Source organism: Streptococcus penaeicida, assembly GCF_002887775.1.
Classification (GTDB): domain Bacteria; phylum Bacillota; class Bacilli; order Lactobacillales; family Streptococcaceae; genus Streptococcus; species Streptococcus penaeicida.
In genome coordinates this window covers 17,124-35,680 of record NZ_LOCM01000017.1, presented here as the reverse complement: position 1 = coordinate 35,680, position 18,557 = coordinate 17,124, and the positions used below count along the sequence as shown (strand labels likewise).

At 39.4% G+C, this 18,557-nt stretch carries 15 protein-coding genes and 3 pseudogenes; 15 read left to right on the top strand and 3 right to left on the bottom strand.

The window, feature by feature from the left end:
- Positions 1-35: 35 nt before the first annotated feature.
- The 9 genes and pseudogenes from AT575_RS04635 (at position 36) to rfbB (ending at position 7,925) form a co-directional block, all read left to right on the top strand.
- Positions 36-716, top strand: a complete 681-nt coding sequence (locus AT575_RS04635; RefSeq protein WP_102777370.1) for a DnaD domain-containing protein — start codon at positions 36-38, stop codon at positions 714-716.
- Entirely contained in the window at positions 716-1,420 is a 705-nt protein-coding gene (nth, locus tag AT575_RS04630) for an endonuclease III (RefSeq protein WP_102777369.1), read from the top strand. The genes AT575_RS04635 and nth overlap by 1 nt, the downstream gene beginning before the upstream one ends.
- 490 nt (positions 1,421-1,910) lie before the next feature.
- Positions 1,911-2,588 (top strand): tRNA (adenine(22)-N(1))-methyltransferase, encoded by a 678-nt coding sequence (locus tag AT575_RS04625; protein ID WP_102777368.1) that lies wholly within the window; start codon positions 1,911-1,913, stop codon positions 2,586-2,588.
- Entirely contained in the window at positions 2,585-3,373 is a 789-nt protein-coding gene (locus tag AT575_RS04620; protein WP_102777367.1) for a Nif3-like dinuclear metal center hexameric protein, read from the top strand. The genes AT575_RS04625 and AT575_RS04620 overlap by 4 nt, the downstream gene beginning before the upstream one ends.
- Positions 3,374-3,387: 14 nt before the next feature.
- Positions 3,388-4,207, top strand: a pseudogene (locus AT575_RS04615) (ZIP family metal transporter).
- A 9-nt stretch (positions 4,208-4,216) separates the two neighbouring features.
- Positions 4,217-5,317 carry an NAD(P)/FAD-dependent oxidoreductase gene (locus tag AT575_RS04610; protein WP_102777366.1) on the top strand — a complete coding sequence of 367 codons (1,101 nt, stop codon included), beginning with the start codon at positions 4,217-4,219 and terminating at the stop codon, positions 5,315-5,317.
- Between the two features lie 54 nt (positions 5,318-5,371).
- A pseudogene (gene rfbA / locus AT575_RS04605) lies at positions 5,372-6,240 on the top strand (glucose-1-phosphate thymidylyltransferase RfbA).
- On the top strand, positions 6,240-6,833 hold the full coding sequence (locus tag AT575_RS04600; protein WP_102777365.1) for a dTDP-4-dehydrorhamnose 3,5-epimerase family protein: 594 nt from the start codon (positions 6,240-6,242) through the stop codon (positions 6,831-6,833). Before rfbA ends, AT575_RS04600 begins: the two are co-directional and overlap by 1 nt.
- A gap of 45 nt (positions 6,834-6,878) precedes the next feature.
- Positions 6,879-7,925 (top strand): dTDP-glucose 4,6-dehydratase, encoded by a 1,047-nt coding sequence (gene rfbB / locus AT575_RS04595; protein WP_102777364.1) that lies wholly within the window; start codon positions 6,879-6,881, stop codon positions 7,923-7,925.
- A gap of 139 nt (positions 7,926-8,064) precedes the next feature.
- Here the strand turns inward: rfbB and AT575_RS04590 are convergent, their stop codons facing one another.
- Positions 8,065-8,256 carry a hypothetical protein gene (locus AT575_RS04590; RefSeq protein ID WP_102777363.1) on the bottom strand — a complete coding sequence of 64 codons (192 nt, stop codon included), beginning with the start codon at positions 8,254-8,256 and terminating at the stop codon, positions 8,065-8,067.
- 69 nt (positions 8,257-8,325) lie between these two features.
- The gene (locus AT575_RS04585; protein WP_102777362.1) at positions 8,326-9,339 is read right to left on the bottom strand and encodes a lactonase family protein; all 1,014 of its coding nucleotides are present in this window, start codon (positions 9,337-9,339) and stop codon (positions 8,326-8,328) included.
- 85 nt (positions 9,340-9,424) lie between these two features.
- Between AT575_RS04585 and AT575_RS04580 the strand changes: the two genes are divergently transcribed.
- The 5 genes from AT575_RS04580 (at position 9,425) to budA (ending at position 14,863) form a co-directional block, all read left to right on the top strand.
- Complete coding sequence (locus AT575_RS04580; protein ID WP_102777392.1) at positions 9,425-9,946, top strand: NUDIX hydrolase; 522 nt, start codon at positions 9,425-9,427, stop codon at positions 9,944-9,946.
- The gene (locus AT575_RS04575; protein WP_102777361.1) at positions 9,946-11,127 is read left to right on the top strand and encodes an AI-2E family transporter; all 1,182 of its coding nucleotides are present in this window, start codon (positions 9,946-9,948) and stop codon (positions 11,125-11,127) included. Before AT575_RS04580 ends, AT575_RS04575 begins: the two co-directional genes overlap by 1 nt.
- Positions 11,117-12,349 carry a tetratricopeptide repeat protein gene (locus tag AT575_RS04570; protein WP_102777360.1) on the top strand — a complete coding sequence of 411 codons (1,233 nt, stop codon included), beginning with the start codon at positions 11,117-11,119 and terminating at the stop codon, positions 12,347-12,349. Before AT575_RS04575 ends, AT575_RS04570 begins: the two co-directional genes overlap by 11 nt.
- Positions 12,350-12,457: 108 nt before the next feature.
- Positions 12,458-14,134, top strand: coding sequence for an acetolactate synthase AlsS (gene alsS / locus AT575_RS04565; protein WP_102777359.1), 1,677 nt, complete (start codon positions 12,458-12,460; stop codon positions 14,132-14,134).
- Between the two features lie 12 nt (positions 14,135-14,146).
- Entirely contained in the window at positions 14,147-14,863 is a 717-nt protein-coding gene (budA, locus tag AT575_RS04560; RefSeq protein ID WP_102777358.1) for an acetolactate decarboxylase, read from the top strand.
- Between the two features lie 75 nt (positions 14,864-14,938).
- Here budA and AT575_RS04555 read toward each other — a convergent pair whose 3' ends face one another.
- Positions 14,939-16,597: an Rqc2 family fibronectin-binding protein gene (locus tag AT575_RS04555; protein WP_102777357.1), complete on the bottom strand. Its 1,659-nt coding sequence runs from the start codon at positions 16,595-16,597 to the stop codon at positions 14,939-14,941.
- Between the two features lie 960 nt (positions 16,598-17,557).
- On the opposite strand from AT575_RS04555, the pseudogene trpX reads away from it, so the two are divergent.
- Positions 17,558-18,555: pseudogene (gene trpX / locus AT575_RS04550) on the top strand (tryptophan ABC transporter substrate-binding protein).
- Positions 18,556-18,557 lie beyond the last annotated feature (2 nt).

The window sequence follows — 18,557 nt, the reverse complement described above, 5'->3', positions numbered from 1 at the left end:
GAAAAGACTTACAATCAAGTCTTTATAGAGGTTTTATGACTTATTTGGATCATTACAAGTCAGGCAATTTGGTCTTACCAAGTGCCTTGCTTTTTCATTATAAAGATATTTTTACCAGTACTGATGACTATTTGGTATGGCAATTTTTCTATCTACAAAACACAACTGGACATGACACTTTGGCTCCAAGTCAAATTGCTAATGCCTTAGGAAAAACTGTAGCTGAAATAAATCGTTCCATTTCAAATCTTAGTAATCAAGAACTTTTGGATATGAAAACCATTACGGTTGCTGATGAGATTGAGACCTTGATTGATGCCAGTCCAGTTTTGCATAAATTGGATCTTTTAGTTGCAAAAGAGAATCAAAAAGACCAAGAAGTTCCAGACAATGGTAATCAGTTTAAAGCCTTGGTTTCCGATTTTGAACGGGAATTAGGTCGTTTTCTTAGTCCCTTTGAATTGGAAGACTTGGAGAAAACCATTTCAGAAGATAAGATGGACCTGGATTTGGTCCGCGAAGCTCTGAAAGAAGCTGTCTTTAATGGCAAGACTAACTGGAAATATATTCAAGCTATTCTGAGAAATTGGCGCAAAGAAGGCATCACTAATCTCTATCAAGTAGAGGAAAGAAAAAGGGCTCGTGAGCAAAACAATCCTGCTAATGTCCAAGTTTCGGATGATTTTCTTTCAGCTATGAATTTATGGAGTGACTAATGAGAGTCGGACGCAAAAAATTAAAGCAAATCCTTGAAACAATTGCGGTCATGTTTCCGGAAGCTAAGGGAGAATTGGATTGGGAACAACCATTTCAATTGCTGATTGCTGTCATTTTATCGGCGCAAACGACCGATAAGGCCGTTAATAAAATTACCCCGCAACTTTGGCTCAAATACCCAAAGATTGAGGATTTGGCCAATGCTCAATTAGCCGATGTCGAAGATGCCTTAAGGACTATTGGTCTTTATAAAAATAAGGCTAAAAACATCATCAAAACGGCTCAAGTGATTTTAAGTGATTTTGATGGACAGGTACCTAAAACACATGTAGAATTAGAAAGTTTACCGGGCGTAGGACGGAAGACAGCTAATGTGGTCTTAGGTGAAATTTATGGGATTCCTTCCATTGCAGTAGACACCCATGTGTCGCGCGTGGCGAAACGTCTCAATATTTCAGCACCTGACGCAGATGTTACGCAAATCGAAGCTGATTTGATGGCTAAAATCCCCAAAAAGGATTGGGTTATTACCCACCATCGTTTGATATTCTTCGGTCGCTATCATTGCTTGGCTAAGAATCCTAAATGTGCTACATGCCCTTTGCAAGATTCCTGCTTTATTACAAAGAAAACATCAAAAAGAAAGCCTAAAGGCTTTCTTTTTGATATAATATTCTTAAAAATTTTATATTCTAATAGTTAATTCAAAAATAATAATTGAGCACTTTCATATTTAGATTGGGTCTAATTTTTTATTTTATCAATTGAATAATCAAATCGAATAGAAGTCTTAAAATAAATTTATTCTAAAGCAGTTTATAATAAGAACTAACAAAGTAAGTATCATTATTTTATAAGTCTTAAATCATTATATTGCAAAGCTTACGAGTGAAAAGAGTCAAACGGATACTTTACGCCGTAGCAAAAATGTCAGAAACTTTGTGTTTCTGACATTCGGAAATCTTGAGAGAGAAATTATCCTGAGGATGATTTCTGCCCGAGCATAAAAACTAAAAAGCGAGGGGGCTTAAGATTTAGGTATGGAATTCTGAAGGAAGTCGCTACCGTCCGAGCTACTTAAGTAAAGTATCATAAAAACTGATTTTTTCTGTATAAGAAAGCCTAATGGGCTTTCTTTTGTTTAGGTCTTGATTTTGTTATAATAGAGCAAGTAAGACTAGAAAGATGAGATAATGGATACAATTTTATCAAAACGTCTGCGGTTGGTTGCAGACTTTATTCCGAAAAAAAGTAAACTATTAGATATTGGTAGCGATCATGCTTATTTGCCTATTGCTTTAGTTGAGGCTGGTCATATTGATGCGGCAATTGCCGGTGAAGTGGTCAAGGGACCTTTTGAATCGGCTCAAAAAAACATTGCGGCTTCTGGTCTTGACCAACAAATTGAAGCCCGTTTGGCTAGTGGCTTAGCTGCCATGACCTTAGAAGACGGCATCACAGCTATTTCTATTTGTGGAATGGGCGGTCGTCTGATTGCGGAGATTTTGGAAGCTGGCAAGGATAAATTAGAAGCGGTAGAAACTTTAATACTACAACCCAACAACCGCGAAGACGATTTGCGTCGTTGGTTACGAGATAATGACTTTAGCATCCAAGCCGAGCAAATTCTCGAGGAAAACGGCAAATACTACGAGATTATTCAGGCTGTTCACGGCTCTGCCTCTTTAAATGCCTTAGACTGTCGTTTTGGTCCTTTTTTGCTTAAAGAAAAATCACCAATTTTTATCGCCAAATGGCAAAGAGAGTTAGACAAACTGCAATATGCTTTGTCTTGTGTCCCGGAGGATAATCAACTGGACCGCTCAGCCATTTCCCAAAAAATTAAAACTATTGAGGAGATAATTTCATGAAAGCTCGTGACTTAATTGCAAAATATGAAGCCTTTTGTCCACCGGAATTGTCAATGGCTGGTGATGTGGTCGGCCTGCAAATTGGCACTTTAGATAAGGAAATCAAGCGGGTCATGGTGACCTTGGATGTGCGCGAAGGAACAGTTGCGGAAGCCATTGCCAGCCAAGTGGATTTGATTATCACCAAGCACGCACCCATTTTTAAGGGTATAAAAGATTTAGTGCAAAGTCCGCAGCGTAATATCCTTTTAGATTTGGTTAAACATGATATTGCCGTTTATGTCAGTCACACCAATATTGATATTGTGCCAAATGGCTTGAATGACTGGTTCTGCCAACTATTGGACATAAAGGATACCCAGCCTTTATCTGAAACACAACCTAGTTATGGGATTGGCAGAGTGGGAACCATTGAACCTATGCTTCTTGAAGACTTTGCTCTTAAAGTTAAATCTACTTTTAATTTAGATGCTATTCGTCTAGTTCGCTACAATAATGACAATCCCTTAATTAAACGGGTTGCTATTTGTGGGGGTTCAGGCGATGATTTCTATAAAGCTGCCTTAAAAGAAGAAGCTGATCTTTATATTACTGGTGATATCTACTATCATACAGCTCAGGAAATGCTAACAGAGGGACTTTACGCCCTAGATCCTGGTCATCATATTGAAGTGCTTTTTATTGATAAAGTAGCAGAATTGATTGAGAGTTGGAAAGAAACTGAAGGTTGGCCAATTACTGTTTTGCGAAGTCAAGCATCAAGCAATCCATTTAGTCACTTGTAAGAGAGGATACTGAAATGAATTGGTTGAGTCAGCAAAGTCCTGTTTTCTTAGCTTTTTTGGCAGGACTTTTTACTTGGGGTTGTACCATTTTAGGGGCAGCAATTGTTTTCTTCTTTAAGAATATTAGTCGTAAGTTATTGGATGTCATGATGGGCTTTGCTGCTGGCGTTATGATTGCAGCCAGTTTTTGGTCCCTCCTAGCACCATCAATTTCTTATGCAGAAAAATCCTATGGTCAGTGGGCCTGGATTCCGGCTGCTGTTGGTTTCATGGTGGGTGCCCTTTTTATTCGAAGTATTGATGCCATTGTCCCTCACTTGCACTTAGACAAGGAAATGGTTGATATGGAAGGGATTCAGCCCGAAAAGAAATTATCTAAAACAGCACTTTTATTTTTAGCCATTACTATTCATAATATCCCTGAAGGTTTGGCTGTTGGTGTCACCTTTGGGGCACTTGGACACTCTGGCTTTTCAAATTTGGCTTTAGTTGGAGCTCTTAGCTTAGCTATGGGGATTGGTCTCCAAAACATTCCTGAAGGAGCTGCTTTGTCCATTCCCATCAGGCAGATGGTAAAAGTCGTCTTAAAGCTTTTTACTGGGGTTCCATGTCAGCCATTGTTGAACCGGTCGGTGCAGTGGTGGGGGCAGCACTTGTTTTGATAATGATGCCTGTTTTACCTTATGCTTTGTCTTTTGCTGCTGGTGCAATGCTCTTTGTTGTGGTGGAAGAATTAATTCCCGAGTCGCAGACAAATGGTAATACCGACCTTGCACCATGGGCTTGATGTTAGGCTTCGTCATTATGATGGTCATGGATGTTGCCTTAGGCTAAGGAGAAAAAATGAAAATTGCAATTATCGGTGCGGGGATTGTGGGCTCAACGCTAGCTTACTACCTGCACCAAAATCAGATTGAGGATGTGACTATCTATGATGACGGGCAAGGCCAGGCAACAAAGGCAGCAGCTGGTATCATTTGTCCCTGGTTTTCTAAAAGACGCAATAAGGCTTGGTATCAAATGGCTAGTAAGGGTGCCGATTTTTACCAGAAATTAGTGGCTGATATGCAAGAACAGGGGCAGTCAACGGATTTTTATCAGCAAAACGGTGTTTATTTACTCAAGAAAAATGACAGTAAATTAGAAGAGCTTCTTGAGATAGCTCAAGCTCGCTTGGAAAGTTCTCCGATAATTGGAGAATTGCGAATCTTAGAAAAAGCTCAAGCTCTAGAAATTTTCCCTGGCTTAGAAGGCTTTGAACGAGTGCTTTATGCATCAGGCGCAGCTCGGGTCGATGGAGCAGCCCTCTGTCAAAGTCTACTTGACGCAACACCTTACCCGATTCTCGAGGAAAAAGTGTCTCTTGAGCTAAGTGAAGACAAGTACCAGATAAAAGGTCAAAACTACGACCAAGTATTTTTAACCAGTGGTGCTTGGCTAGGACAGATTCTAGAACCTTTAGGTTATCAGGTCGATATCCGTCCTCAAAAAGGGCAACTCCTTGATTATCAGCTGCAAGATTTAACCACTGATCAACTCCCTGTCGTCATGCCTGAAGGTGAAATTGATTTAATTCCTTTCTTTGGTGGAAAATTTTCCATTGGAGCTAGCCATGAAAATGACAAAGGTTTTGACCTGACAGAAGACGAGACTGTCTTGAAGACTCTAGCAGAATCAGCGGAAACCTATTACCCAGCCTTAGCTAATAGTAAGCCTAGCTTTGTAAGAGTCGGAACCAGGGCCTACACCAGTGATTTTTCTCCCTTCTATGGTCAAGTACCAGGCCGAAAAGGACTATACGCTGCCAGTGGCTTAGGGTCATCAGGCTTAACAGTTGGACCGCTTATTGCCTTTGAATTGGTCAACCTCTTTTTGGGACGAGAGACCATCTTAAATGCTTCAGATTACCCAATCGAAAACTATATCTCCCAAGGCCGGAAGTGACATTGACTTAAAAAAGTGATAAAATAATAAGGATTAAAGAATAGGAGATTATACATGAAAGGTATTATTCTTGCCGGAGGTTCAGGCACTCGCTTTATCCATTAACCAGAGCAGCATCAAAACAGTTGATGCCAATTTATGACAAACCCATGATTTATTACCCACTATCAACATTAATGTTGGCTGGGATTAAAGACATCTTAATTATTTCAACACCTCAAGATTTACCACGTTTTGAGGATCTATTAGGCGATGGTTCTGAATTCGGAATTTCTCTGACTTATGCTGAACAACCAAGCCCAGATGGATTGGCCCAAGCCTTTATCATTGGTGAAGACTTTATTGGTGACGATCGCGTTGCCCTTATCTTAGGTGACAACATTTACCATGGCAATGGTCTGACAAAAATGCTTCAAAAGGCTGCCGCTAAAGAAAAAGGGGCGACTGTTTTTGGCTACCAAGTTAAAGACCCAGAACGCTTTGGTGTGGTTGAATTTGACCAAGATATGAATGCCATCTCCATCGAAGAAAAACCTGCTGTACCAAAATCTAACTACGCCGTAACAGGTTTGTACTTTTATGACAATGATGTCGTTGAAATTGCTAAAAACATTAAACCAAGTGACCGTGGTGAATTGGAAATTACCGATGTTAACAAAGCATATCTAGACCGTGGTGACCTCTCTGTTGAATTAATGGGCCGTGGCTTCGCTTGGCTTGATACAGGTACACATGAAAGTCTTCTCGAAGCAGCACAGTACATTGAAACTGTACAACGCCTCCAAAACGCTCAAGTAGCCAACCTAGAGGAAATTGCCTACCGCATGGGTTACATCACAAAAGAAGATGTCCATAATCTTGCTCAATCATTGAAGAAGAATGAATATGGTCAATACCTTTTACGTTTGATTGGAGAAGCTTAATGTCTGAACAATTTTTTGAAAAAGAATTAGCCTGCCGTCCAATCGAAGCTATTCCAGGATTATTGGAATTTGATATTCCTGTTCATGGGGATAACCGTGGTTGGTTTAAAGAAAACTTCCAAAAAGCCAAAATGGTTCCGCTAGGATTCCCTGAAACTTTCTTTGCGGAAGGAAAATTACAAAACAACGTTTCTTTCTCACGTCAAAACGTTCTTCGTGGTCTTCATGCAGAACCATGGGATAAATATATTTCAGTTGCTGACGAAGGAAAAGTGCTTGGCTCATGGGTTGACTTACGTGAAGGGGAAAGCTTTGGTAATGTTTACCAAACAGTTATTGATGCTTCGAAAGGCATTTTTGTCCCTCGTGGTGTTGCTAATGGTTTCCAAGTCTTATCTGAAAAAGTATCATACAGCTACTTAGTTAATGACTATTGGGCTTTAGAATTAAAACCTAAATATGCCTTTGTTAACTATGCAGACCCAAGTCTTGGCATTAAGTGGGAAAACTTAGAGCAAGCAGAGGTTTCTGAAGCAGATAAGAACCATCCTTTCTTAAAAGATGTTAAGCCCCTTAAAAAAGAAGATTTATAAAAGTTAATTTTAGACCTTGTTCTAAAATGAGGAGAAAAAAGATTCATGTCAGAATACAAAAATATTATTGTCACAGGTGGAGCAGGCTTTATCGGTTCTAACTTTGTGCATTATGTCTACAATAACCATCCAGATGTTCATGTTACTGTCTTAGATAAATTAACCTATGCTGGTAACAAAGCAAATATTGAAGAACTTCTTGGAGACCGTGTTGAATTAGTGGTTGGTGATATCGCTGATGCAGCCCTAGTTGATCAATTAGCTGCCAAAGCAGACGCTATCGTTCACTATGCGGCAGAAAGTCATAACGATAATTCCCTCAATGACCCAAGTCCATTCATCCACACTAACTTTATCGGAACCTACACTTTATTGGAAGCAGCGCGTAAGTACGACATTCGTTTCCACCACGTGTCGACTGATGAAGTCTACGGAGACCTTCCTTTAAGGGAAGATTTACCAGGGCATGGCGAAGGCGAAGGGGAAAAATTCACCGCTGAAACAAAATACAACCCATCTTCACCATATTCTTCAACCAAAGCAGCATCAGACCTGATCGTTAAGGCTTGGGTGCGTTCATTTGGCGTTAAAGCAACTCTTTCAAATTGCTCAAACAACTATGGACCATACCAACACATCGAGAAATTTATTCCTCGCCAAATCACCAATATTTTAGCTGGCATCAAACCTAAGCTTTATGGTGAAGGGAAAAATGTCAGAGACTGGATCCACACCAATGACCACTCAACAGGTGTTTGGGCCATCCTAACAAAAGGCCGCATCGGTGAAACCTACTTAATCGGGGCTGACGGTGAGAAAAACAATAAAGAAGTGCTAGAATTAATTCTTGAAAAAATGGGTCAACCAAAAGATGCTTACGATCATGTCACTGACCGGGCCGGCCATGACCTTCGTTATGCCATCGATTCAAGCAAATTACGCGATGAATTAGGATGGACACCAGAATTCACTAACTTCGAAGCAGGCTTAGAAGAAACCATCAATTGGTACACAGAAAACCAAGACTGGTGGAAAGCTGAAAAAGAAGCCGTCGAAGCAAAATATGCACAAACGCAAGAAGTGATTAAATAACAAAAAAGAGCCTATGGCTCTTTTTTGTATTATTTCTAAGAATCACCTCGGGATTCGCTGATGCCCAAATTTCCATCGAAAAGTATTAAAATATATATTCATTTCAAGAAAAAAGAGCCCTAGGGCTCTTTTTTCAATATTATTTACCAAATAGGCCTTTAACTTGATCAAGGACTCCTGAAAGACCTTCTGAACCATCTAATAAGCCTTTAGCTTCTTCGAAGTAAGTTCCTAGGTCATCTTTGTTTGTTTCGATAAAGTCTTTAGCACCGGCTAAATCTTTGTTGGCGATAAGTTCTTTGACTTGATCAAATAGTTCTTGTGGGTTCATGTGAAATACCTCTTATATTTTGATATCTTATTTAATCACAGAGCGACCTAAATAGCAAACGATTTGATGCTATTCTGGAAAATAAATACAAACTGCTTCGGGTAGGTAAAAATCCTTTGAAATAAGGCTCAGTTGGCCGCTTTCAGCATCCCGTTTAAAGACAGTAGCATTGTTGCTATCTTGATGTCCTACAATCAGATAATTCTGGTCAGGACTGAGATTGAAATCTCGCGGGTTCTTGCCTTGGCAGGGAACAATCTCACGCAAACTTAACTGGGCATCTTTATCAACCGCAAAAACAGCAATGGAATCATGGCCACGATTGCTGGCATAGAGGAACTTGCCGTCTGGACTAATCCGGATAGCAGCGGTCGCATTAAAGTCAGTAAAGTCATCCGGCAAAGTCGAGATGGTTTGCAGGCGCTCAAAGTAGCCACAGCCATTATAAATCAATACTTCAACTGTGGAATTGAGCTCACAAAGAAGGTAGGCGATTTTCTGGTTGGGGTGGAAGACCAAGTGACGGGGACCAGCACCAGGAATTGATTGATATTCTGTAATCAATTCTAATTTTCCTTGCTCGGAAATAGCAAAGCTTCTCACTTTGTCACTACCTAAGTCGCAGGTAATCAAGTATTTATCTGGGCTGAGGCCGACATAATGAGCATGGGCAGATTTTTGATTTTGGTGTGGACCAGAGCCTTGTAGTGTGACCAAATCAGCGAGTTTTATAGCGCCATTTTCTTCAATCTGGTAGGCAATAATTTCTCCCTTGTGGTAGTTTGCTCCATAAAGCAATTGACGCTTTTCATCAATGGCTAGATGGCAGAGGGGCGCCCCATCAAGGAGGACACTATTAATAAATTTTCCCTCAGCGTCGAAAGCAGCAATGCCCCCTTGATTGCCCTCTTTGCGAATAGCATAGAGATTGCCTTTTTGAGAGGTTACTAAATATGTAGGGGAATCTATTTCAATAATATTTTCCAGGTCAGATAAGTGACCATTGCTTTGATCAAATTGTGCTTTATAGATGCCTTTTGAATGGCCTTTGGTATAGGTGCCAAAATAAATGTCTTTTTTCATGCTTTCTTTGCCTCCTGCTGATTTAATGATAGCATATTTTACGGTTCTTGGTATAATAGATACAAAGAAAATAAAGGATACAATAATGACAAAACTGGCAACAATCTGTTATATAGATAATGGAGAATCCTTATTGCTTCTCCATCGCAATAAAAAAGAAAATGATGTCCATGAGGGAAAATGGATATCGGTTGGTGGTAAATTGGAAGCTGGTGAAAGCCCTGACCAATGTGCTATCAGAGAAATCTATGAGGAAACCCATCTCAAAGTTGAAAAAATGGATTTCAAAGGGGTTATTACTTTCCCTGACTTTACACCTGGTCATGACTGGTACACCTATGTCTTTAAGGTGACAGATTTCAGTGGTCAATTAATTTCAGATGAAGAATCGCGTGAAGGAACACTGGAATGGGTGCCTTATGACCAAGTACTATCGAAGCCAACTTGGGAGGGCGATTACGATATCTTTAGATGGATTTTGGAAGACAGACCATTTTTCTCGGCAAAATTCAGTTATGCACCAAATCATCAACTACTCGATAAAGAAGTGACCTTTTATGGCACAGAAAATAGAAAAGAAGTGGAAAAAGGGAGGACAAGTTATTAATGAATAAAAAAATAGATAATCAGTTAGAAGAAAGTTGGTTTTACAAATGGATTCTCAATAATAAGGCCGTTGTAAGCTTACTTGTTATCTTGCTGGTTTTTTGTATTATTTTTGTCTTTACGAAAATTTCCTTCTTATTTACCTCAGTTGGTGCATTTTTGACAATCTTAATGTTACCTTTGGTCATCTCAACACTTCTTTATTATTTGACCAAACCATTAGTTGACCGCATTGAAGCCCTGGGACCTAACCGAACAGTTTCCATCTTTATAGTCTTCTCATTGATTTTATTGATGCTTATTTGGGCCTTCTCAGGATTGATTCCAATGATTAGTCAACAGACAACGACCTTTATTTCAGACCTTCCTAAATACGTTGAGACTGTTAATAAAGAGGCTAATAAACTTTTGGAAAATGATTGGTTGGTTAGTTACCGTTCAGAATTGCAAAGCATGCTGACAAATGTCAGCAAGAAAGCCTTGGATTATGCGGAAAGCTTCTCTAAGAATGCTCTTGATTGGGTTGGTACTTTTGCTAGTGCCATTGCCAGAATTGCTGTTTCCATTATCATCTCACCTTTCATTGTTTTCTATTTCCTCAGAGATAGTGGCAAGATGAAAGATGGTTTGGTTAATGTTTTACCGACACGTTTAAGAATCCCAATTGCCCGCGTTCTTGGGGATATCAATAAACAGCTCTCTGGCTATGTTCAGGGACAAGTAACTGTTGCCATCATCGTTGGTTTCATGTTTGCCATCATGTTTAGCATGGTTGGTCTAAAATATTCGATAACTTTCGCTATTGTCGCAGGTTTCTTGAATATGGTTCCCTATTTAGGGTCATTTCTAGCCATGGTGCCAGTTATTATCATGGCCATGGTTCAAGGGCCACTCATGCTCGTTAAAGTGTTAATGGTCTTTACGGTCGAACAAACCATTGAAGGGCGTTTTGTCACCCCATTAGTATTAGGGAATAAATTAAGTATTCACCCAATTACCATCATGTTCCTCTTATTAACATCAGGCGCCATGTTTGGTGTTTGGGGAGTCTTCTTAGTTATTCCGATTTATGCCTCCTTGAAAGTTGTCGTAAAAGAACTCTTTGATTGGTACAAATCAGTAAGTAACCTCTATGTCGACAACAAAATTATTGTGAAGGAGAAAAAAGACCGTGTTAAATAGTGAAAAAATGATAGCCTCTATTGATCAAGGTGATCTAGAGCATGCTGAAAAGTATTTTGAAAAAGCCTTGAAATATGATGACTCTGAAAGTCTTTTGGCTCTTGGTCAATACTTAGAAGGCATTGGCTTTTTACCACATGCTAAACGCCTTTATTCTCAAATTGAATCAGATTATCCAGAAGTTAATTTAAACTTAGCCCAGATAGTAGCAGAAGATGGCCTCATCGAAGAGGCTTTCCTCTATTTAGACAAAATTCCAAGCGATAGTCCGGATTATCTGCATGCCTTAATCATTATGGCTGATCTTTATGATATGGAAGGCTTGACCGATGTTGCCCACGAAAAGTTATTAGAAGCAGAAAATTTAAGTGATGACCCACTTATCATTTATGGATTGGCAGAATTAGAAATGGACCTAGGTCAATTCCAAGAAGCCATTAACCATTACGCCCAACTGGATAATCGTGATTTTCTAGAAAGCACTGGTGTCTCAACCTACCAACGGATCGGTCGTGCCTATGCTAGCTTGGGAAAATTTGAAGCTGCTCTTGAGTTTTTAGAAAAAGCTGTTGAGATTTCTTATGACGATGACACTGTCTATGAGTTAGCAACCATACTTTATGACCAAGAAGAGTATCAAAAAGCTAATCTCTATTTCAAACAGCTAGAAGCCATGAATCCGGATTATGAAGGCTATGAATATGCCTATGCTCAAAGTCTTCATGAAGAACATAAAACTGCAGAAGCGCTACGCTTAACCCAACAAGCTATTCGGAAAAATGCTTATGACAGTCAACTTCTCCTATTAGCTTCGCAATTGGCCTTTGAAGAACACGATGCAGACTTATCAGAGCAATACCTGTTAGAAGCAAAAGTCATGGCTGAAGATACCGAAGAAGTTATTATGCGTTTATCAAGCCTTTACCTTGATAGTCAGCGCTATAGTGATTTAGTCGCCTTGGATAATGACCAATTGGACAATCTTTTGAGCAAGTGGAATATTGCTAAGGGTTATCAGGCTTTAGAAGAAGATGACAAAGCAATGGCCATTTACCAAGAATTAGAAGCAGAATTAAAAGAAAATCCGGAATTCTTGCATGATTATGCCTATATTTTAAGGGATTTTGGTCAAAGCGAGAAAGCAAGACAAATGTGTCAGCTTTATATAAATCTGGTACCAGATGATCTTAATATGCAAGAATTCTTAGAAGAACTCCAGTGATTTTGCAAACGTTTTTCAGAAAACATGAAAAATTTCACAAATTAATTTCAAGAACTTTGAAAATTGAAGTGCTATAATAAAGTCATATTGTGAATGAGGAGTAAAAAAATGACAGATTCAAAACAAATGTATGGGGCTGATTTAGTAATTGACAGCCTCATTAATCATGACGTTAAGTATGTATTTGGGATTCCGGGAGCTAAGATTGACCGTGTTTTTGATACTTTAGAAGACAAAGGGCCACAACTTATCATTTCTCGCCATGAGCAAAACGCTACTTTTATGGCGCAAGGGATTGGCCGAATTACAGGTAAACCAGGTGTTGTCATCGCGACAAGTGGTCCTGGTATTTCTAACCTTGCAACTGGTCTTGTAACTGCTACGGCTGAAGGTGACCCAGTTTTAGCAATTGGTGGTCAGGTTAAAAGAAGTGACCTTTTAAAAAGAGCTCACCAATCCATGAACAATGTGGCAATGTTAGAGCCAATCACCAAATACTCAGCTGAAGTCCATGATGCTGATACACTGTCAGAAACCATTGCTAATGCTTATCGTAAGGCTAAATCTGGTAAGCCAGGTGCAAGTTTCATTTCCATTCCTCAAGATGTCACTGACAGTCCTGTAAAGGTCAATGCGATTAAGCCATTGACTGCTCCAAAACTTGGATCTGCTTCGGTGGAAGATATTAATTATTTAGCGCAAGCCATTCGTAACGCTGTTTTACCAGTTCTACTATTAGGCAATGGCGCATCAGACGAAAAAGTAACGGCTTCTATTCGTCGCTTGCTTGAATCAGTGAAATTGCCAGTTGTTGAGACTTTCCAAGGGGCTGGTATCGTTTCGCGTGAATTAGAAGAAGAAACTTTCTTTGGTCGTGTCGGTCTTTTCCGTAACCAACCAGGCGATATGCTATTGAAGAAATCAGACTTAGTGATTGCTATTGGTTATGACCCAATTGAATACGAAGCCCGTAACTGGAATGCGGAAATTTCGGCGCGTGTCATTGTTATTGATGTGGCTCAAGCTGAAATCGATACTTACTTCCAACCAGAACGTGAATTGATCGGTAGTATTTCTGATACCATTGATTTGCTTTTACCAGCAGTTAATGGCTATGCCCTTCCTCAAGGTTCAGTGGAGTATTTGCAAAACCTTAAGAAAAACCTAGATGGCGACCTTAAATTTGATCGTCAATCTGCAGAAGGATTGGTTCACCCATTAGATGTTATGGATGTCTTGCAAGAACAAACAGAAGACGATATGACTGTAACGGTTGACGTTGGTAGCCATTATATCTGGATGGCCCGCTACTTCAAATCTTATGAAGCCCGTCATTTGCTCTTCTCAAACGGGATGCAAACGCTAGGTGTTGCTTTACCTTGGGCAATATCGGCAGCATTAGTACGTCCTAATAAAACGGTGATGTCTGTTTCTGGCGACGGTGGCTTCCTCTTCTCAGCTCAAGAATTAGAAGTGGCAGTACGTCTTAAATTACCAATCGTTCATATGATTTGGAATGACGGCCGTTATAATATGGTTGAGTTCCAAGAAGAAATGAAATATGGTCGTTCATCAGGGGTTCAATTAGGCGAAGTTGACTTTGTTAAGTATGCGGAAGCTTTTGGTGCTAAAGGATACCGTGTCAATAGTAAAGCAAGCTTTAAAGAAACCCTAGCACAAGCCATTAAAGACTCTAAAAATGGTCCAGTTCTGATAGATATTCCAATCGATTACAAAGATAATGGACAATTAGGCGAAACCATTTTACCAGACGAATTCTATTAAGCAGGTGACCAAATGGCAGAAAAAGTTCTTTTTCAACATAATACCCTGGCCTCATTGATGGCAGGTTTGTATCGCGGGACCATGCCTCTCAGCCAATTGTTGGAGCATGGAGATTTGGGTATTGGTACTCTCGATTATATCGATGGCGAATTGATTATTCTAGATGGTAAAGCCTACCAAGCCATTGGTACAGGAGATAAAGCCCAAGTTATTGAATTGGACGGCAGTCAAACCGTACCTTATGCAGCAATTGTTAAGCATGTCGCTGACCAAAGCTTTGCCATAAATCAGGAAATGTCTGATTTAGACTTGAAAGAAAAATTAGAAGCTCGTTTTGGCACAGCAAATCTCTTCCAATCACTTAAAATCACAGGCCGCTTCAAAAAGATGCACGTCCGCATGATTCAAAAATCGGATATTGGCCCAGCTTTTGCGGAAGTTGCCAAAAACCAACCTGAATACACAGAAGAAGAGGTAGAAGGAACCCTAGTTGGATTCTGGACACCAGAACTTTTCCACGGCGTCAGTGTTGCCGGTTACCACCTACATTTTCTTTCCGATGACAAGCAGTTCGGTGGTCACGTCATGGACTTCCAAATCCAAGAAGGACAAGTTGAGATTGCTCAAATTGATGCCTTGGTTCAGGATTTTCCAAAGAATAGCCAAGCCTTTAAAGAAGCTAACTTTGATGTTGACCAATTGCGTCAAGATATAGCAGCATCAGAATAAAAAAAGACTGAGTATAATGTATTTCCTCACCGCAGCTAGAAGTTAGCCAGTGGAGAGCATTAAGCTCAGTTTTTTTTATTTGATTTTCATAGCTTCAATCTTGTCTTTTTCAGGCGTTACCCGCAAGGTCCGCTGTCCAGTATAGGTGACAAACCCTGGTTTAGCACCGCTTGGTTTATGAAGCTTTTTAGCCTCAATCATGTCCACTTGAACCAAGTTAGATAGGCGACCTTTAGAGTAATAGGCCGCTAATTCGGCTGCGTCAGTCTTCACCTCATCACTAGGATCGAGATTGTCTTTAATGATGACATGGCTTCCTGGAATGTCCTTAGCATGGAACCAGAGTTCACCCCTTTTGGCCATCTTGAAGGACAATTCTTCATTTTGAAGATTGTTGCGGCCCACCATGATAATGGTTTTACCATCGCTAGCCAGATATTGCTCTGGCTTTTTGCGTTTGTGGCGCTTGTCCGTTAAACGGCGCCTCATAAAGCCAGCTTCAATTAATTCTTCTCGGATATCCTCAATTTCGTCTCGGCTGGCTTGCGACAGATTGTATTCAACACTCTCAAAGTAAGCAATGCTCTGCTTTGTTTCGGCAATCAAACCCGAAAGATGTTTAACGGCTTCTTTTAATTTTTGGTATTTTTTAAAATAGCGCTGGGCATTTTGATTGGGAGTTAAGGCCAAGTCCAAAGCTATTTCAATTTTTTCACCGGTATAATAGTTGTCTAGGACGACTGATTCTTTATTATTAGGAACCAAGCTCAAATAGGTCGTTAGCAGTTCCCCTTTTTGTCGGAAATCTTCCGCATTGTCAGTAGCCGCCAATTCAGCCTCTTGCTTTGCTAATTTTTTGATATTTTTATCTAGTTCATTTTGAACCCGGTGGATAAGATCACTAGCTTGTTGAGTGACCCGATCGCGTTCAGCCTTGTCTTGGTAATAGAAGTCCAGTAAACTTGAAAGATCTGTGAAGGCTTGCTCCTGACTATCAGAAAAGGCTACCGCTGCGAAAGCTTTCTCAGTCAAAGTCGGACAAGTAGGGACTGCGAAGAATTGACGAAAAGTAGGTAACTTTTGACCATTTTCTAATTGTTTAGCCAACTCTTGAGCACTATCACGACCTAAGCCTTGGAACAAGCCCTGTAACTGTTTAGGTGTCAGCTCGTTGGTTTGCAAGATTTCAAACAATTTTTCATCAGTGACGCTATAAGGATTTGCGCCAGTATTTTTTGGAGGAGCAATGTATGTTGAACCCGGTAGAATGGTTCGATAGGAATTCTGTGAAAAACCAACATGCTTAATGGATTCAATAATCTTATCCTGAGCTCGGTCAACCAAAATAATATTAGAGTGTTTACCCATAATTTCAATAATTAGAGTTGCCTGAATAGCATCTCCAATTTCATTTTTATTGGAAACCCCAATTTCAATAATTCGGTCATTTTCAATCTGCTTAAAAGATTCAATCAAGGCCCCCTGCAAATATTTACGCATAATCATGGTAAAGGTATTTGGAAATTGCGGGTTTTGAAAATCGGCCTCAGTAACTTGTAATCTCCCAAAAACAGGGTGAGCTGAAAGTAGTAGCTTGAAATTTTGGCGATGATTACGAACAGTCAAAACCAGTTCCCGGTCAAAAGGTTGATTAACTTTCTGAATGCGACCATTGACTAATTTATCGGATAATTCTTGAGTGAGATGATGTAAGAAAAAGCCATCAAAAGACATGGTTTCTCCTTTCTGTCTGCTTGATTTAACCATTATATCATAGCAGACAAGCAATAGGAAAAAAAGTTATATTAAGCATATAATCTGACTTATTTTATATCAAGTGAATCTATGTCCCTTAAGAATTATAGACATAAATTTAAATTTAATACTTTTCAATGGTGGTTACGGAAGGCAGCGACATCCTCTTAGAATTCCATGCCTAAATCTTGAGTCTGAGTCTCAAGATTTCCGTGTGACTAAAAATAATTTTTAGCCACTTTTACCACTATTGAAAAGTATTAAAATTTCAATATTAAAAATATACATTTATCTCTTCTTTTTATTAAAAAAAAATTAAATTATAAATTGATAATTCCCTTGACAAATACTGATGAAAAATAGAAAATAACAATATTCATTATGAACGGTACCCCAAGGGTAACCAACTCATGAGGTTTAGGCTAAATGCCTTTACCTCATTTTTTGTTTAGTGTTTTCTGAAAACAGAGGAAACTTTTGAAGTATTATTAGTTAATAAGTTGAACTTTTTAAAATTTTGCCTTTTTTATAGATTTAAGTCCATAAATGGTGCAAACTTTTTAAAATATTACTTAATTTTGAAAAGTTGTTGAAGAAAACATTCTAGAACTCTTTAAAAACGATAAAAATAAGTTATTCTAAGTCAACTCAATTCTTATTATCCCCAAAATTCAGCAAATTCTTCTTGCATTTTTCCGAAGATAAGCTATAATATAAAAAAACACGAAAGGAAATCCATAAAATGACTCACACTCAAGTAATGACTAAATGGCAAAGCTGGCATAGGTAAGTTGTGTTTATGGATTGGCATAGATACGACTTTTAGAGCACTTCTAAAAAGCTATCTATGCGCTAAGATTTCAAAAATTAAAGCGCTCAGGGATACCCGAATGAGTGCTTTTTCTTTTGGCAAAAAAATGAAAATGAAGAGGAATACATATGAAAAATAAACCCTTAATGGCGACTATCGCCTCATCTTCTGTTTGGTTTTCTTTTCCTTATTTATGGAAAAAAGCAAGCAGCAAAACAATTTAGCGCAGAAGCCTGTCATTAAGGTTGGCATCTTACAGTTAGTAACCCATGAGGCTTTAGACCAAATTGAAAAAGGGATTGAGGATCAACTGAAGAAAGAATCCCTTCCTGGCAAAAAAATTGAAATCACTCTTATGAACGCAGAAGGCGACCAAAGTAAAATTCAAACCATGAGCCGCCAATTAACGGCCGGTGGCAATGATATTGTTGTCGGGATTGCGACACCGGCTGCGCAAGGTTTAGCAGCAACTACTAAAGACACTCCAGTTGTGATGTCAGCCATTACGGATCCCGTTGGTGCTAAGTTGGTTAAAGATTTAGAGCAACCTGAAGCAAATGTCACAGGCTTGTCCAATCATGTGCCATTAAAACAAACATTGACCTTAATTAAGGACTTAACTCCTTACGTTAAAAGGATTGGGATCCTCTATGCTAGCAATGAAGACAATTCGGTTTCTCAGGTTAGGGATTTTACAAAATTAGCTAAGAAACAAGGTTATCAGGTCATTCCATATGCGGTACCATCGACCAATGAGGTTCCCTCAACCATGTCAATTATGACCGGCAAAGTTGACGCTATCTTTGTACCCCAAGATAATACCATTGCCTCAGCCTTTTCGTCGGTTATTAGCGCCAGCAATTCTGCCAAAATACCTGTCTACTCAAGTGTGGATACAATGGTGGAGCAAGGTAGTTTAGGGTCTATTTCGCAAAGTCAGTATGATTTGGGCGTTGAGACGGCTAAGCAAGTCCAAGCTTTGATTGCTGGTCGTTCGGTTAGTCAGGTGCCGGTTAAGATTATCGACACTGGTAAGCCCATGATTAATAAGGAAGCTGCCAAAGGTCTAGGCATCAGCATTCCAGAAAAATATCAGAAGTCAGCAACAATTGTTGGTAAGAAGTAGGA

Coding starts and splice junctions, on each gene's coding strand:
- AT575_RS04575 (WP_102777361.1), top strand. CDS start 9,946: ATGAATAAAAAAATAGATAATCAGTTAGAAGAAAGTTGGTTTTACAAA.
- AT575_RS04620 (WP_102777367.1), top strand. CDS start 2,585: ATGAAAGCTCGTGACTTAATTGCAAAATATGAAGCCTTTTGTCCACCG.
- AT575_RS04585 (WP_102777362.1), bottom strand. CDS start 9,339: ATGAAAAAAGACATTTATTTTGGCACCTATACCAAAGGCCATTCAAAA.
- AT575_RS04580 (WP_102777392.1), top strand. CDS start 9,425: ATGACAAAACTGGCAACAATCTGTTATATAGATAATGGAGAATCCTTA.
- rfbB (WP_102777364.1), top strand. CDS start 6,879: ATGTCAGAATACAAAAATATTATTGTCACAGGTGGAGCAGGCTTTATC.
- nth (WP_102777369.1), top strand. CDS start 716: ATGAGAGTCGGACGCAAAAAATTAAAGCAAATCCTTGAAACAATTGCG.
- AT575_RS04555 (WP_102777357.1), bottom strand. CDS start 16,597: ATGTCTTTTGATGGCTTTTTCTTACATCATCTCACTCAAGAATTATCC.
- AT575_RS04610 (WP_102777366.1), top strand. CDS start 4,217: ATGAAAATTGCAATTATCGGTGCGGGGATTGTGGGCTCAACGCTAGCT.
- AT575_RS04590 (WP_102777363.1), bottom strand. CDS start 8,256: ATGAACCCACAAGAACTATTTGATCAAGTCAAAGAACTTATCGCCAAC.
- budA (WP_102777358.1), top strand. CDS start 14,147: ATGGCAGAAAAAGTTCTTTTTCAACATAATACCCTGGCCTCATTGATG.
- AT575_RS04600 (WP_102777365.1), top strand. CDS start 6,240: ATGTCTGAACAATTTTTTGAAAAAGAATTAGCCTGCCGTCCAATCGAA.
- alsS (WP_102777359.1), top strand. CDS start 12,458: ATGACAGATTCAAAACAAATGTATGGGGCTGATTTAGTAATTGACAGC.
- AT575_RS04625 (WP_102777368.1), top strand. CDS start 1,911: ATGGATACAATTTTATCAAAACGTCTGCGGTTGGTTGCAGACTTTATT.
- AT575_RS04635 (WP_102777370.1), top strand. CDS start 36: ATGACTTATTTGGATCATTACAAGTCAGGCAATTTGGTCTTACCAAGT.